We start from the raw sequence: 13,736 nt of genomic DNA, 5'->3' as shown, positions 1-13,736 counted from the left end.
GACTCGGTCTACGCCCCGAAGGTCCATACCAATGATCTAAGTCACGACCGCATCGCCGAAGATGTCGCAGAATTTCAAACATCGGGAGGGAAGATTGAAGTGCTCGGCAACACACCATTCCGGTGGAAGACTCCTGTTACCAAAGCTACGACTAATGGCCGAATGCCCTACCGCGCAACAACAGATGGTGCAGCTGCTCCGAAGCGAACAGAACCTAAACCGTGACACAAGGTGGTTCCTCTTTGTCCACTGCCACCTAGTTCGGCTAAAAGCCTGCGTATCCAGGCGACGCAGCGCTAGCTCAGTCCATGCCATCGTTGGCAGCAGCATTGGCTAATCGGGCAGAAAACGCAGGAAGAAGTGGTACGCCACCTACTTTCATATGCGAATGCAGGCCTTCGAGATGTCGTCCAGCGACATGCGGGCACTTCGTGTAAATCCATTCCAGCTCGGGGGAGCTTATAGGGACGCTCCGGAACGGTCAGGGGACGCGACTGGAATCAAGGACGACTGCTTCCGGCCGGTAACAGACCCTGACAGTGGTAGCTTGACCTCTACTGTGCCGGCGTGGCGATATAGGTGTTGTTTCCGCGCTTCAGCGAAAAACCCTTCGCCTTGTCGTCACCCACCTGCTGGAATTCAACCGTCATGTCTTGCGCGGTCATGAAGAACCGGGTGCTCGACTGTGCAAACAACTCCATCGGCCGCTCGCCGAACAACACGCTCCGGAGATACAGACGATCGCCCTCGGCAATGACCTGGGCAGGCTTTTCCAGCAGGATGTAGTTGCCCACAAGTTTCGCGTTGGCGACTGGGTCGGATGGGAGCGCAATCTTCTCTGTGATCTGGAACTCTGGCCAGCCGTATTCGGCAGCAACGCTCACAAGAATCTCGTCGATCAGGGCAGCGCCGTTGTCACTATTGGCCATCACCACCACGCCTTGCCCGGTATGGGTGTAGCCATACAGCTGCGAGCGGAACCCGTCGGTGCCGCCCGAGTGCGCGAAGCTGATGCCGTCGCCCATTTTTTCGACGTACAGCCCCAGGCCATACTCGCCCAACCCACGGGTCAGCATTGTGGCAGTCATCGCACCGGACAGTACCTTGCCGACCTTGCCGGACTGCACTTGTTGGATATCGACTACTACCTTGGCCAGATCCGTGGGTGTGGACCAAAGCGCGGCCGCAGCCGCTTCGGGATAGACATGCCAACCGCCGGAAACGGGCTCGCCGTTGGTGTGATGCCCAATACCGGCCCGTGCCTGCAACGCCGGCGCCAAGGTCGTTGCGAAAGTGCTGTCCTTCATCTCCAGTGGCCCGAGGACCAGCTCCTGCATCAACTCGGGAAACGGCTTCCCACATGCTTCGGCCATCATCAGTTGAACAACAATGTAACCGCCTCCGGAGTACCTCCATTCGCTGCCGGGTATAGCCTCTACGCGGACCGGTTCGGAGTTAGCTGGCACCACGCCATCCAGCACCTGCAGCAGCGAAGGTAATGCTTGGCCTTGGGCGTAGCCGTAGAAACCATGAATGTTGATGCCCGCACTGTGGTTCAGCATACCGCGCAACGTGACTGGAGCTTGCTGGGTAAAACGGTTATCCGGAATCTTCCAGCTGCTGAGCTGCTCGTTCGCGGGATCGTCCAAAGACAATTTTCCCTGCCCAACCAGGTGTAGCGCGCCTAGCGCACTGATCGACTTGCTGATCGAGCCAGCTTGGAACAGGCTTGCGGTCGTAGCAGGACGCTGGCTGGCCGCATCGAGCACGCCGTAAGCACGCGTCCATTCGATACGCCCATTGTTGATGAGGGCAATGCTGACCGCAGGAACGTCATGGAAGGCCATGCGTGCGGCAAGCGACATCCTTTGGCCAGGTGCGTCCTTGACGACGACACGACTCGAAAGACCCTGTTCCACCCTGGCAACCCGAGATTGGATTTCAGGCGACAGTTCCTGCGCGGATGCAGATGGCGCCACCAGCATCGGCGCGATTGATACCAGGATGAAACGGATTCGGAGTAAACGGAAAACCGAAGTTCCAAGCGCTTTGCGGCTGACGCTGAGCATCAATGATCCTTATACGGAAATGGAGACATAGGACCGGAAAAGCGTTCGTTCGACTGGCTGCCGAACGACCGAACGACGAGCGTACGGGCCGTGAAGCAATAAGGCTACGCGCTTTCCGTTCTAGAGGTACTAAGGCCTCCGATTCGCTGTAGCGTCATTTAGGGTCGATGGCCGATTCCGGCCAGCAGCGGACACGCGGAATTGATCGATCCTGACCGTCTGATGTGCCTATTAAGCTGGATCGATTCATCTACATGTGCCCCATCGCCCCGCGGAAAGCCGGAATGATTCTAGCGTGGCGCCTTAACTTCAAGCCTCTCTGCGCTCATAGACTCTACAGCCAGAGGAAGCACCTCATGGACCAGTGTCAGGAATACCTTGCCAGGTTCCTCGACCAGCATTTCGTGTGCCGAATGCTCGAACCAGAAGAGGCGCTTTTGTGGAGCTTCTAGCTTGAAGAACCACTCAGCTGCAAGTTGGGAAGACACATTGATGTCGTGTCTCCCCAACAACAGGAGAACAGGGATGCGCAACTCTTTCAAAGAAGACATGGAGCTTTCCAATACTCCTGGCATCAGTCGATCGACTGAAACTTCTTGCGCTCTCCATACGTTCCTCATGTCCTCGTCCGTGTAGTCCGGTGACAATGAGATCGCGGCGGCTTCAAACCCAGCATCTGGACGATTGAAAGCCGCGCCCCCGAAAGCATTGACCCACTTGCGCTGCAGGAATAGATCAGCAATTGGGACGGCTGCTCCATCTACAGCATAAGGTGCGATCGACTCAAGCTCCTTCGTTGCTTCAGCATTGCTACTGTCACGAGCCTTCTGCATCGCCCAGGCCCAGCCGCGACGCTCGCTTTCTCGCATATCCACCACCTGCCCAGCTCCAACGTAGGCATGCAGCCACTCTGGATGACGGCGGGCAACATCAAGGCCAAGTAAACTGCCCCAGCTATGGCCTAGAAGAATCAACTTGTCTTGTTTGGTTTCGGATCTTACCCAACCAATAACGGCATCGATGTCCTGGCGCATCTGATCGACCGTGAGTGTATCGATGATCGTTGGATCATAGGATTTTCCTGCACCTCGCTGGTCCCACTGAACCACCGTAAAGTACTCGTCCCATCCGTGCGCGAAGTACCAAGACGTGGGCATAGCCACCCATCCAGGACCACCATGAACTACAAGAAGGACCGGATTGGTTGGATTGCGGCTGCGTATCGAAATCCACTGCTTTGCCCCGTTTATGTTGACAGGCTCCAATCGCTCGATCCCTTCAGGAGTCACGATCTGCCGAAGCCCGGCAATGATCCGTGTGGCTTCGGAACGGTTTCTCGGAGTCATCCCGCCTTCGGCAAGAGTCTCGGACGAAGCAAATAGGAAAGACAGAAAGAGCACCCATCTAGATAATGAAGAATGCAGCACAGGAATTCCCAAGAGATGTTTGCAACCAGCTCGGTTTAGAGTCAGCAGCTATTGGCACACGAAATGTGCTACAGAGTAACAATTTTCACTCAGCGGTATATTTGTAGGCATTGAGCCAGCGTTTGTTTTTCAGATACGTGGCGATGACGACCAGGAAATATCCCAGCACAGCCGCCGTCCTCTGGGCTTCACTGCACGCGCGCGAGGTCCACGAACTCGCCGCTCCCCTGGACAGCGGCAACGCCGCCGTTGAATCTGTAGGTCTTGAGGAAGATCTTGGTTTTGTAGGCCAAAGAGATCACCACCGTTTCGTACCTAACGGGGTCCTCTGCATCGAACTTCATCCCACAGTCCGGGATAGCGGAGTGACGAACCGGATCAATGACGACTTCTTCCGCGCCCCCGAGTCTCGACACCTTCAGATGAGCCACCCTCATGCATCCGCTATCGTCCTTTTGAGTTATCCAAGCAATTTCGACTGGCACTCGCTTCTCTTCGGGACCAACATCGATCTCTTCGCGATACGATTTGACTTCGCCAACGCCTACACCGCCATTCAAATCGGCGTCATAGAGAACCATGCTTGCGGACTGCTTCGCACCCGCACATCCCACCAAAAGCGATGCAGTCAGTGCAGTCAAAAAAGAGACCGTGCGCATCTACTTCCCCCTGATAGTAGTCCGGTGAATGACCGGAGGTGCGTTCATCCTGCAACGCTTGCCTTGGGGATGCAACTCACGTCACATGAAGAAGCCCGAAAGAGCCTATGGTGGTGGGTCGAACGCGCGCTTTGCGCCGGAAGCTGCAGGGAAGCACGAAGATGCAAAGGCCGACTTAGATGAATTCGCTGCCAAAATGGTGGCATCCACCCACTCTTTGAACCACTCCAAACGCCTGGACAGCCTCCGCTCCTCGGAGATGCTCTCGAAAAGTGCGTTGAGGTTGATATCCAGGGTTCCGAATGAAGCTGCGCGGCGAAACGGTATCAAGGCCGTACTGGCCAGGATGAAGAGCATGCTGGCTGCCACAGAGCAACTGGAAGCGCTAAGGGCAAACTTGCGACATTGATAATGAGGAAGGGGCTCTCAGCCTGTTCTTGCGAGTGCCGGAATCACGACGAGCCTTGCGGGCGTCACGCGCGCAGTTTGGGCTACGCGGGAGGCGCACTGGAGTTTGGCTCGCGGCGCAGAGGTTTGCCCCTCAACTTCGAGAGAACATCGGCGGTGGTGAGCCGCCGGGGCAGAGCCTACTCCCTTCGTCTCGCTCAGAGCGGAATCCCGCTCTGCTTTTCGATATGGCGCACACCCGCATGAGAATCCGAATCCTCTCGCGCAAAAATAGAGACACCTTTGCAGCCCATATAGCGCTAAGGTGTCGCCACTGAGGACGCATTAGGCGACGGTTCGGACCAATGGACTACGATTGCATCCGAGGCAAAATGGACGACTTGGCTTTGAGCATGTCAATGCAAAAGGCTCCCGTACCCCACGCCAAGAAATTGGAGCAGATCGCATTGCTAAGAGACTTAGCTCAACGGGCTGGTGACGCCGCAACGGGATCACCGCATGAACTGTCATGAAGGGAAAGCGTCAGAACATTGCTTGAGCGGGTGGATAAAATGATGGCGGAAACCGTTGTGCTCAAGCAGTTCAAGCTTCAGTATCGTCGAATCTGACACCGGTTGACAATTGATTTCAACATCGATTTTTCGATGTAAGCCCCTTTCAACAGGGGCTTTTTTTTAAGTGAGCTAAGTAGATCGTTGCTAGAAGTGCGAAGTAGTAGGACCATCAAATAGTGCGTAAATGCATTTCCCAGTGATCCGAGCTGCCAGGTCTCACACGAGACGATCTATCGCACGCTCTTCATCAAATCGCGTGGCGCCGTGAAAAATGAGCTGCTGGCGCATTTGCGGCGGACACGTGCGATCCGCCGGTCGCGCCCCCCCCAGAAGACGGCGGACCACGGCGGCATCAGCGACACCGTGTTGATCCGCGAGCGCCTGGTGTCGGTAGAGGACCGGGCCATTCCCGGACACTGGAAAGGTGACCTGCTCTGCGGCAGCGGGAACAGCCAGATCGGCGACGTTGGTCGAGCGCAGCACGCGCTAAGCGATGCTGGTAATCCCCACGGCACAATCGTAGCCTGCGCATACCTCGATCGCTTTGGGCATTCCCTTCCACACCTTTCGGGGGATGATGCGAGGCCACCAAGCCCTCGATCCCCGCCGCCGTCAAACGCTTCATTGGGAGGGAGCGGAAGCGCCGAAATGTACACTCAATGAACTAGCTCCAGTTCGCGCTGACTCGATCTTCACAGAGATGAAGGAATCATCTGCGCTCCCTCCAGCAAGACCGGAGGATGTCTTGAAAAAGTCAAAGGGAGATTTTCCATGGGGTCAGTCGCAATGTACCTGGAAGGGCCAGGTCAGCAACGCCGTTCGGTGAGCATTCTGTCGCGCCAAAACAAGCGATTGTTTACCGGCAGTGTCGACAGCATTCGCATCAAGAATCGCTCGATCTCAGAGATCGAAGTGAAGACGTTGGTAGACGAGAATGGAAACATTGCCGTTCAGTCTGACTACGACGGATTCCGCTTCAAATACCCGGACTCTGAAATCCACTGGAGCCTGGTAATTGGCTGACCAAAAGCCCGGCTCCCGCCGGGCTTTTTCTTTGGTGAAAGCAGCAGGTAAGGACACATCAACTTCACCCCCATAGCGGAGCTATCAGGACTCATAAGCTAGCTATTGGAGGCTGTATGAAGACCGCGCCGCCCAATTCCCGCCGACCCTCGCTATGGATATCAGCCTTTTGCATGGGACTTGGTGCGACGCTGGCATTCGTAATACAAGCGGCCCTGTAAGCCAGCATCAGCTCACTCAAGGCTATCCACCAAAGCCCCCCTTACGCTTGCTCGAATACCTGAACAACCTGTCACTGCACCAATGAGGGTTGAGCGCTACGTTTGTTTCCAACGGCATCGTTATCCGACCTAAGCGCGCTCGCTCGCGACCTCCCCAATGCCCCGGGAACCTACACTTTCCACGGCCCCGGCGGAGTTCCTCTCTATATTGGCAAGAGCATCCATATCCGTACTCGGGTCCTCGACCACCTGAGATCCGCGGATGATGCGCGACTGAATAGCTCAACTTTCAGCTTCTCGTTCATTCGCACCGCTGGCGATATAGGCGCCCAGTTGCTCGAAGCGACGCAAGTCAAACGCCACCAGCCTCTGTTCAACCATCGCCGGAGGCGCAACCGGAAGCTATACACACTGTCTTTCGAGCATGGAGAGCCCACCATTGCTAACGTCCATGAAGCACGTGACACGCCCAGCTATGGCCTGTTTGCCAGCAGGCATGCCGCTATCGAGGGCGTGCGAGCTATCGCCGACGATCACCTGCTTTGCTAAAGCCGCCTTGGAATCGAGAAGCTGCAGACTGGACGCTCCCGCTTTCGCCACTCGATTCGTCGATGTCTGGGGGTTTGTTGCGGAAAGGAGGCAGATGAGGCACATCGTCATAGACTCCTCTCTGCCCTCGTGGAACGCCATGTACGAGCGTGGCCCTACCCTGGCGCAATAGGAATCATTGAGCGCTCCCATAACCTGGAGCAGATTCACGTGGTCCGCAACTGGTCTTACCTGGGAAGTGCGTCCGATAAAGCCGCGGCGGAAAAGTTGTCCAAGCCAGCCCCAGGCTTCGATCACGATGGCTACAAAATATTGGTAAAGCCACTCCTGTCCAAGACCGTGGAGCTCATCGAGCTCCCTTAGCCTTTCGGTCGCCGCGCCCTCGGCCAGAAACGGGCTTCCCTTTCGAACCCGAACGAGCTGGAACAGCAAAGCCAATACTTAAAAATTAAGGCGTTCGATGGTGGCAGATCGGCTCAAAAAAAGCTCACATGGACGGTGAGATTGTGCCAATCTGGACGACAGTAATGCCGTCATCATCAGGATAAATAAATGCCATATCACGCGATTGCTTACGCGAGCACCGCAGTCGCAGGCCTCACAACAGAAGATATTGATCGACTGTTGATCGACGCTCGCGCTAGGAACCAGATCCAAGGTGTGACAGGTGTCTTACTTTACGACGGAAGCCGGTTCTTTCAGTATCTGGAAGGGCCTGACTACGGTGTGAGCAAGATCTACTCACGCATACAGGAATCCTCAAAGCATGCCCGGATCGAGGAACTCTTCAACGGTCCTGTTGAAGCAACCTATTTCCGTCAGTGGTACATGGCCTGCAGCGAAACCGACAGCAGTATCCTGCAGAAATTCTGCACGAAAGAGTGGCGTCGCGAGGCTCCTTATCTCGGTGAAGACCACGAGGGGAAGCCACCAGAAGTGCTTCAAAACTTGATCCAGTTCTGGAACGAGACTCGTCCAGACTGATCTTGCCGATGCCGGAAGGGAGCTTCCAGCTTCGAATCTATCAACGCCTCGACTTTGCCTTCAGATGGGGGGGGGGGGGCCCAAACCTCCATCTGCGGCCCATCACTCCCGCCCCCGCCAGGAATAGTCATGCCAAAAATTGAAATGTTTCTGCAGGGTCCCGGCGGGGAACTGCGCAAGGTCAAGTTCTCGAGCCCCAGCATTTCCGAAAAAATAGAGCGGTCTTCCCAGCTCGCCCCAATCTCTCAAAGCATGCGGGGGATCGGCCGCGTGACCGATACAGAGGGGCGCGTTGCCATCCAAGCAGATCACGAAGGGTTCCTCTACAGATATGACGAACAAGGCCCAACTTGGGCGCTAGTTGTTCAGTAGTGACGGCCTGCTCACAAGGTCAGTACACCTGTGGTACTGCTTGCACGTATTGGGTGCATTGCGCACGGAATGTATCGTCAGAGGCTAGCCACACGACTCGGGCCCGTGTTGCGCGTTCGATAAAGTAGAGTACGAAGCCAGTACGGATTGAAGTCCAGAGCTTTGTCAGACAGCGCGCCAATAAGATGCGGGCGCAGCACGGGCTAACCTAAGGTCTTGAATAGCTGTCGCCTACCCGGAAGCCCGAGCCACAAATTCTGGGAATGTCGCCAGGAAGAAGCTCCAGGTCACAGGTGACGTCCGCTTTCGGCCATAAAGAGACACCGACGCTATAAGTGCTTCATCATGAACTCCGCAGTTCCAGGACATAAGCCGGCGAACTGCTGAGACTTGCAGATTGATTCCGGCGCTGCCGCCCGGGGCAGACATCTGTAGCCGCAGCGCTCGAACAAGGCAACTGCCGTGGTCGTCATTAAGAACAGCTCGGTGATGCCAGCATTGGTCGCTAGCTGTTCTGCATGGCGCACCAGCACCAAACCGTAGCCAAGTCCTCGATGACCCTGCGCGACCGCCAAGGAACGTAGCAAGCCTGCCGGTGGATGCAGCTCTACACCCACCACACCGATGAGTTCATCTTCTTCGTAGAGACCACCGAAAACCCTACGCACACTGTCCTCAAGGTCGGTTACAGGCGTGGCTGCCACGCAGCCGTTATGCTGGATCGGCCCCAGCCGGAGCGCAGTCCCCCGATGACAGCCCTCCCTAGGTCTCACGCAAGCAAGAAACATGGTGTTTGCCTCGCCGCTCCCCTCGTACAGTCGCAGGGCCTGTGCGCATGACCATGGGTAATGAAGGTCCTAGACCGTGATCACTTGAGACCCGCTCCATACTGTCATAGAGTGCGCCGAGCGTGCTTGCCGTGCCCTTTGCGTCAGAAGGGCCACTGTCTTGGAGACATGTGGGGGAGTGCATGGAGAAGGAAGATACATACGATTCTTCTACCCAGCGATCGCTGGATCGCCGGTGGCTCGCCTGCGGCCTGGGCTTTCTGGGCATAGGATTATCGGTGCTTGTTGGTGTCATGCAGCATCGTGATAACCAGCAACAGCAGCGCGATCGTTTCGACCAAGTTTCCAACGCAGCCGCTGCCACACTGCAAACACAGCTGGCGATGTTCGACCAAGGGCTGCGCGGTGCCAGAGGAGCGATAATTGCCGCCGGCCCGCAATTGGACCGCGATCGCTTCCGTGCCTACAGCGCCTCGCGGGACTACGCGCGCGAGTTTCCAGGGATACGTGGCTACGGATATATACAGCGCGTTGCTGCGGAAGACCACGACGCGTTCGTTGAGGCCGCCCGCACCGATGGCATGCCGAATTTCCAAGTGCACGCACTAGCTCCCAACGATGGCGAACGCTTCGTCATACGCTACATGGAGCCGATGCTTAACAACGAGGCTGCACTCGGCTTGGATATTGCCTCCGACCCTGTTCGGCGTACTGCAGCGGAGCTCGCAGCAAGAAGTGGGCAAGCCTCTTTCACCCCGCCGATCACGCTCGTGCAGGAGGCAGGACTGAAAAGGCATGGATTCCTGCTGCTGCTTCCAATCTACGCCTCACCCAATCCCCTTGGGACAGCCGAGCAACGATGGATGGATGCGCGAGGCTGGGTAGTCGCGCCGTTGACGATAGATGCCGTCCTTGATCGCCTAGAGCATGAGGAGCGGCCCTATGCGATTGCACTAACTGACGCTGGCGAAAATGCCAGTAGCGGCCCCTTCTACACCAGTCCCGATTTTGACTCGTTGTCCCCCAATGCGCCGCAGTCGGTCCATCACTTGAACATCTATGGGCGCGACTGGCTTGTGCAGTTCAAGGCCCGTCCAGCCTTCATCCCAAGTCTTGATCTCCCCACACCCTGGCTAACCTCGCTTGTGGTGGCCGGACTGGGCCTGTTGAGCATCGCGGTCTGGTATCTGGTGACCACTGCACGCGTGCGGCGGCGTGCCGCTTTCCTGGATCATGCGCAACTTCTGGCGCTGGTGTCCGGCTCAAGCGAGGCCATCATCGCCTGCAATCCTGCTGGCCGCATCTCCTTGTGGAACGCAGCTGCAGAACGAACTCTGGGCTATACAGCGAACGATGCGCTCGGCAGTAGCATCGACAGCATGCTCGTCGATAACGCGAACAACCCCGCCTTCGATGATCTTTCCACTGACATCGTCGGCGAACCGCACCAGCTGCGTCGCAAGGATCACGGGCTGGTCGATGTGCTCGCCAGCCTCTCTGTGATTCGTGACCCAGCTGGTCATATGCAGGGCGCATCATTCTTCCTGCATGACATCTCGCACCATCTGCGCGCCGAGGAGCAGTTCAGGCGCGTCGTGGAGGCTTCGCCCAGTGCGATCCTGATGGTCAATGAAGCCGGCAGCATCCAGCTAGCCAATGCGAAGGCCGAGGAGCTGTTTGGCTATCCGCGGGAAGAACTGCTTGGAACAACCATGGATCGCCTCCTGCCATTGGAGACACGTGGCCACCACACCGGCTATATCGAACGCTACTTCCAGCAGCCCCAGGCGCGCCCGATGGGCGCGGGCCGCGATCTCTATGGGCTACGGCGCGATGGTGCGCGCGTACCGGTGGAAATAGGCCTGAACCCGATAAACACTGCGGAAGGTCGTTTCGCTCTCGCCTTCATCATCGACATCACCGAACGCAAACGGCATGAGGAGGGCATCATGCGCCTCAATGCCACCCTCGAGCAGCAGGTACTGGATCGGACCGCGCAGATACGCACCTATTCCTCCCGCCTGGGCGCGATCCTGCAACATGCCGGCTACGCCATCATCGTCACCGATCTACGGGGCCGGATCACGCTTTTCAATCCCGCAGCGGAGCGCATGCTGGGCTATGACGCCAATGAGATCACCGCCAGCGACACCAATGCCGATCGACTGCATGAAGGAGAAGAGCTGCGCTCCCGCGCGTCCGCGTTGTCCACGCAGCACGACAGCGAAGTCGGTGCATCCTTTGCGCAAATTGCCGCCCTCACTACCTGCAAGGGAAGTGATATCGCCGAATGGACGTATGTATGCGCCGACGGAAAGCGCCTTCCCGTCGCGCTGAATGTAAGCACCCTGCAGGACGACCAGGGAGAGGCATCCGGCTACCTAGTAATGGCCTCGGACCTCACCGAGCAGAAGCAGCGTGATTCAGCACTGCACCATGCCATCACCGCCGCCGAACAGGCCAATCGCTCTAAGAGCGACTTCCTGGCAAACATGAGCCATGAAATCCGCACGCCCATGAATGCCATCCTGGGCATGCTCTACCTGTTGGACCGCGCTGACCTGCCTGTTTCCGCGCAGGACATGACCCGCAAGATCAATGCGGCGGCACGGTCGTTGCTGAGCATCATCAACGATGTGTTGGATTTCTCGAAGATAGAGGCTGGGCGGATCGAAGTGGAGCACGCTCCCTTTGATCTGGCCGAGGTGCTCGACAACGTTGCCACACTCATGGCCTCCGCAGTGGATACGCGTGCGGTGGAAATGCTGGTTTCGCCGACGCCGGAAGGTGCACGCTACCTGCGCGGCGATGCCCTGCGCCTGGGCCAGGTACTGGTGAACCTGGTCAGCAATGCCATCAAATTCACTGAGCGCGGTGAGGTAGGATTGCACGTCACGCGCAAGCCCTGCGCGGACGAGCGCAAGATCCGCCTGCGATTCTCCGTCTTCGATACCGGCATGGGTATCCCGCAGGAGAAGCAATCCATGGTCTTCTCCCCGTTCTCGCAGGTCGACTCATCGACCACACGACGTTTCGGCGGCACCGGCCTGGGCTTGAGTATCTGCCGGAAGCTGGTGGCATTGATGGGAGGCACGCTGGAGGTAGAGAGCAGCCCTGGCCAAGGCAGCACATTCTTCTTCACCCTCGACTTTCCGCTGGCCAGCTCGCCTGGCGAAAAAATGCCCATACATGGCCCGTGGCATGTACTGGTCGCAGATGACCATGATCTGGCGCGCGAGCACCTGAATACACTTATCCGCGGGTTCGGCTGGACAACCGAGGAAGTCGAATCCGGCCTGGAGGCCGTCGAGCGTGTCACCACGCCCACCGCCAAGCATTGTGATGTGGTCCTGATGGATTGGCAGATGCTCGGAATGGACGGGCTTGCCGCCGCCGCGGACATCCGCCGCCGGGTACAGACCGCACAGCAACCTATCATCATCATGGTTACGGCTTTCGAGCGGAAGCTTGTTGACGACGAGGCAAACCGGGCCGCCGTCGATGCCGTGCTGACCAAGCCGGTCACCGCATCCGTGCTCTACAACGCCATCAACGAAACGCTGGCCCTGCGAAACCCTGCGCTGCGTGTGCGAAGCAGCGCAGTGCCCTCGAGCCGCCGACTAGAGGGCTACCGCCTCCTTGTGGTCGACGATAGCGAGATCAACCGGGAGGTTGCACAACGCATCCTGGAAGACGAAGGCGCCGTCGTGGAGCAGGCCTGCGATGGCCGCGCGGCCTTGGACCTGCTGCGCGACAAGCCCCATCGTTGCGACGCCGTGTTGATGGATGTGCAGATGCCGGTAATGGACGGCTACGAAGCTACCCGCCATATCCGGGCATCACCCGAGCTCTGGGCATTGCCAGTCATCGCACTTACCGCTGGGGCGTTCAGAACGCAGCAGGATGCGGCGTTGACGGCGGGCATGAATGCCTTCGTCGCAAAGCCATTCGAAGTGCCTGACCTGGTTGCGGCCATCCTCCGGTGCACGCGTACTGCGGTGGAGCCACGCCCGCTGCAACCGGATCTGCTGCAAACACATCCAGAGCGTGAGGCGACATCAGCGCTTGAGTTGAGCAGCATGCCGCTGCTCGACGTCGACAAAGGGCTGGCCTACTGGCGAGAAGACGGTCCCTACAAGCGGAACCTCGCGCTGTTCGCGAGGCGCTACGAACGTGCGAAGGAGGAAGTCCAAGCCAGCCTGGCCCGGCATGACACGCCAAAGGCACGCGCCGACCTGCACCGCATGCGCGGCGCAGCTGCATCGCTTGCGTTGTCACGACTGGTTACCGCATGCGCCGAAGTCGAGGAATGCCTGGCGCTTGAACTGGACGCCGCCGACGCGCTCCGGCGAATGGCATCCGTGCTTGAGGAAACACTGGCAAACCTGCACCACTACTCTCAGACCGATGAAGGCGATCAGCGCCCTGCCAGTGCCCCTCCACATGCCGATCCGGTCAACGCACTTGAAGAATTGCTAGCCGCCCTGGACAGCGCCAGCCCGGGGGCAATTGAGCATGCCCTCCACCGCCTGCCGGCCGGGCTACCCGACCATGTCCGGCAACGCATCGTGCTGTGTATCGAGGAATTTGATTACCGTACTGCCGAACATGAGGCCCGCGCCTTGTTGGAGAGCCTCAACACCCATTCCCCCCCTTTCCAATCATCAACCCAGGATTGACGG

The 13,736-nt window shown here is 57.8% G+C and carries 9 protein-coding genes and 1 pseudogene; 6 read left to right on the top strand and 4 right to left on the bottom strand.

Annotation, left to right across the window (positions count from 1 at the left end; translation table 11 throughout):
- Positions 1 to 554: 554 nt before the first annotated feature.
- From AC1VWL_RS02330 to AC1VWL_RS02320, 3 genes are all read right to left on the bottom strand, one after another.
- The gene (locus AC1VWL_RS02330; RefSeq protein WP_482985593.1) at positions 555 to 2,069 is read right to left on the bottom strand and encodes a serine hydrolase domain-containing protein; all 1,515 of its coding nucleotides are present in this window, start codon (positions 2,067 to 2,069) and stop codon (positions 555 to 557) included.
- 290 nt (positions 2,070 to 2,359) lie between these two features.
- Positions 2,360 to 3,496, bottom strand: coding sequence for an alpha/beta fold hydrolase (locus AC1VWL_RS02325; RefSeq protein ID WP_482985592.1), 1,137 nt, complete (start codon positions 3,494 to 3,496; stop codon positions 2,360 to 2,362).
- Between the two features lie 188 nt (positions 3,497 to 3,684).
- The gene (locus tag AC1VWL_RS02320) at positions 3,685 to 4,155 is read right to left on the bottom strand and encodes a hypothetical protein (RefSeq protein WP_482985591.1); all 471 of its coding nucleotides are present in this window, start codon (positions 4,153 to 4,155) and stop codon (positions 3,685 to 3,687) included.
- Between the two features lie 85 nt (positions 4,156 to 4,240).
- On the opposite strand from AC1VWL_RS02320, the gene AC1VWL_RS02315 reads away from it, so the two are divergent.
- From AC1VWL_RS02315 to AC1VWL_RS02295, 5 genes and pseudogenes are all read left to right on the top strand, one after another.
- A complete protein-coding gene (locus AC1VWL_RS02315; protein WP_482985590.1) occupies positions 4,241 to 4,564 on the top strand; it encodes a hypothetical protein in 324 nt (107 codons plus the stop codon).
- Between the two features lie 751 nt (positions 4,565 to 5,315).
- Positions 5,316 to 5,604, top strand: a pseudogene (locus AC1VWL_RS02310) (IS30 family transposase); the annotation flags it as partial.
- 284 nt (positions 5,605 to 5,888) lie between these two features.
- A complete protein-coding gene (locus AC1VWL_RS02305; protein WP_065868077.1) occupies positions 5,889 to 6,140 on the top strand; it encodes a hypothetical protein in 252 nt (83 codons plus the stop codon).
- 1,322 nt (positions 6,141 to 7,462) lie between these two features.
- Entirely contained in the window at positions 7,463 to 7,894 is a 432-nt protein-coding gene (locus tag AC1VWL_RS02300; RefSeq protein ID WP_482985589.1) for a BLUF domain-containing protein, read from the top strand.
- Between the two features lie 129 nt (positions 7,895 to 8,023).
- Positions 8,024 to 8,266 (top strand): hypothetical protein, encoded by a 243-nt coding sequence (locus AC1VWL_RS02295; protein WP_482985588.1) that lies wholly within the window; start codon positions 8,024 to 8,026, stop codon positions 8,264 to 8,266.
- A gap of 329 nt (positions 8,267 to 8,595) precedes the next feature.
- On the opposite strand, the gene AC1VWL_RS02290 is transcribed toward AC1VWL_RS02295, so the two are convergent.
- The gene (locus tag AC1VWL_RS02290; protein ID WP_482985587.1) at positions 8,596 to 8,970 is read right to left on the bottom strand and encodes a GNAT family N-acetyltransferase; all 375 of its coding nucleotides are present in this window, start codon (positions 8,968 to 8,970) and stop codon (positions 8,596 to 8,598) included.
- Positions 8,971 to 9,236: 266 nt separating this feature from the next.
- Here AC1VWL_RS02290 and AC1VWL_RS02285 point away from each other — a divergent pair, with 266 nt between their 5' ends.
- Positions 9,237 to 13,733, top strand: coding sequence for a PAS domain-containing hybrid sensor histidine kinase/response regulator (locus tag AC1VWL_RS02285; protein ID WP_482985586.1), 4,497 nt, complete (start codon positions 9,237 to 9,239; stop codon positions 13,731 to 13,733).
- Positions 13,734 to 13,736: the final 3 nt, after the last annotated feature.

The sequence above is a fragment of the Stenotrophomonas sp. STEN063 genome (genome assembly GCF_056854515.1).
This window is presented reverse-complemented; position numbering and strand designations above follow the sequence as displayed.

Coding starts and splice junctions, on each gene's coding strand:
- AC1VWL_RS02330 (WP_482985593.1), bottom strand. CDS start 2,069: ATGCTCAGCGTCAGCCGCAAAGCGCTTGGAACTTCGGTTTTCCGTTTA.
- AC1VWL_RS02320 (WP_482985591.1), bottom strand. CDS start 4,155: ATGCGCACGGTCTCTTTTTTGACTGCACTGACTGCATCGCTTTTGGTG.
- AC1VWL_RS02315 (WP_482985590.1), top strand. CDS start 4,241: ATGAAGAAGCCCGAAAGAGCCTATGGTGGTGGGTCGAACGCGCGCTTT.
- AC1VWL_RS02305 (WP_065868077.1), top strand. CDS start 5,889: ATGGGGTCAGTCGCAATGTACCTGGAAGGGCCAGGTCAGCAACGCCGT.
- AC1VWL_RS02300 (WP_482985589.1), top strand. CDS start 7,463: ATGCCATATCACGCGATTGCTTACGCGAGCACCGCAGTCGCAGGCCTC.
- AC1VWL_RS02295 (WP_482985588.1), top strand. CDS start 8,024: ATGCCAAAAATTGAAATGTTTCTGCAGGGTCCCGGCGGGGAACTGCGC.
- AC1VWL_RS02285 (WP_482985586.1), top strand. CDS start 9,237: ATGGAGAAGGAAGATACATACGATTCTTCTACCCAGCGATCGCTGGAT.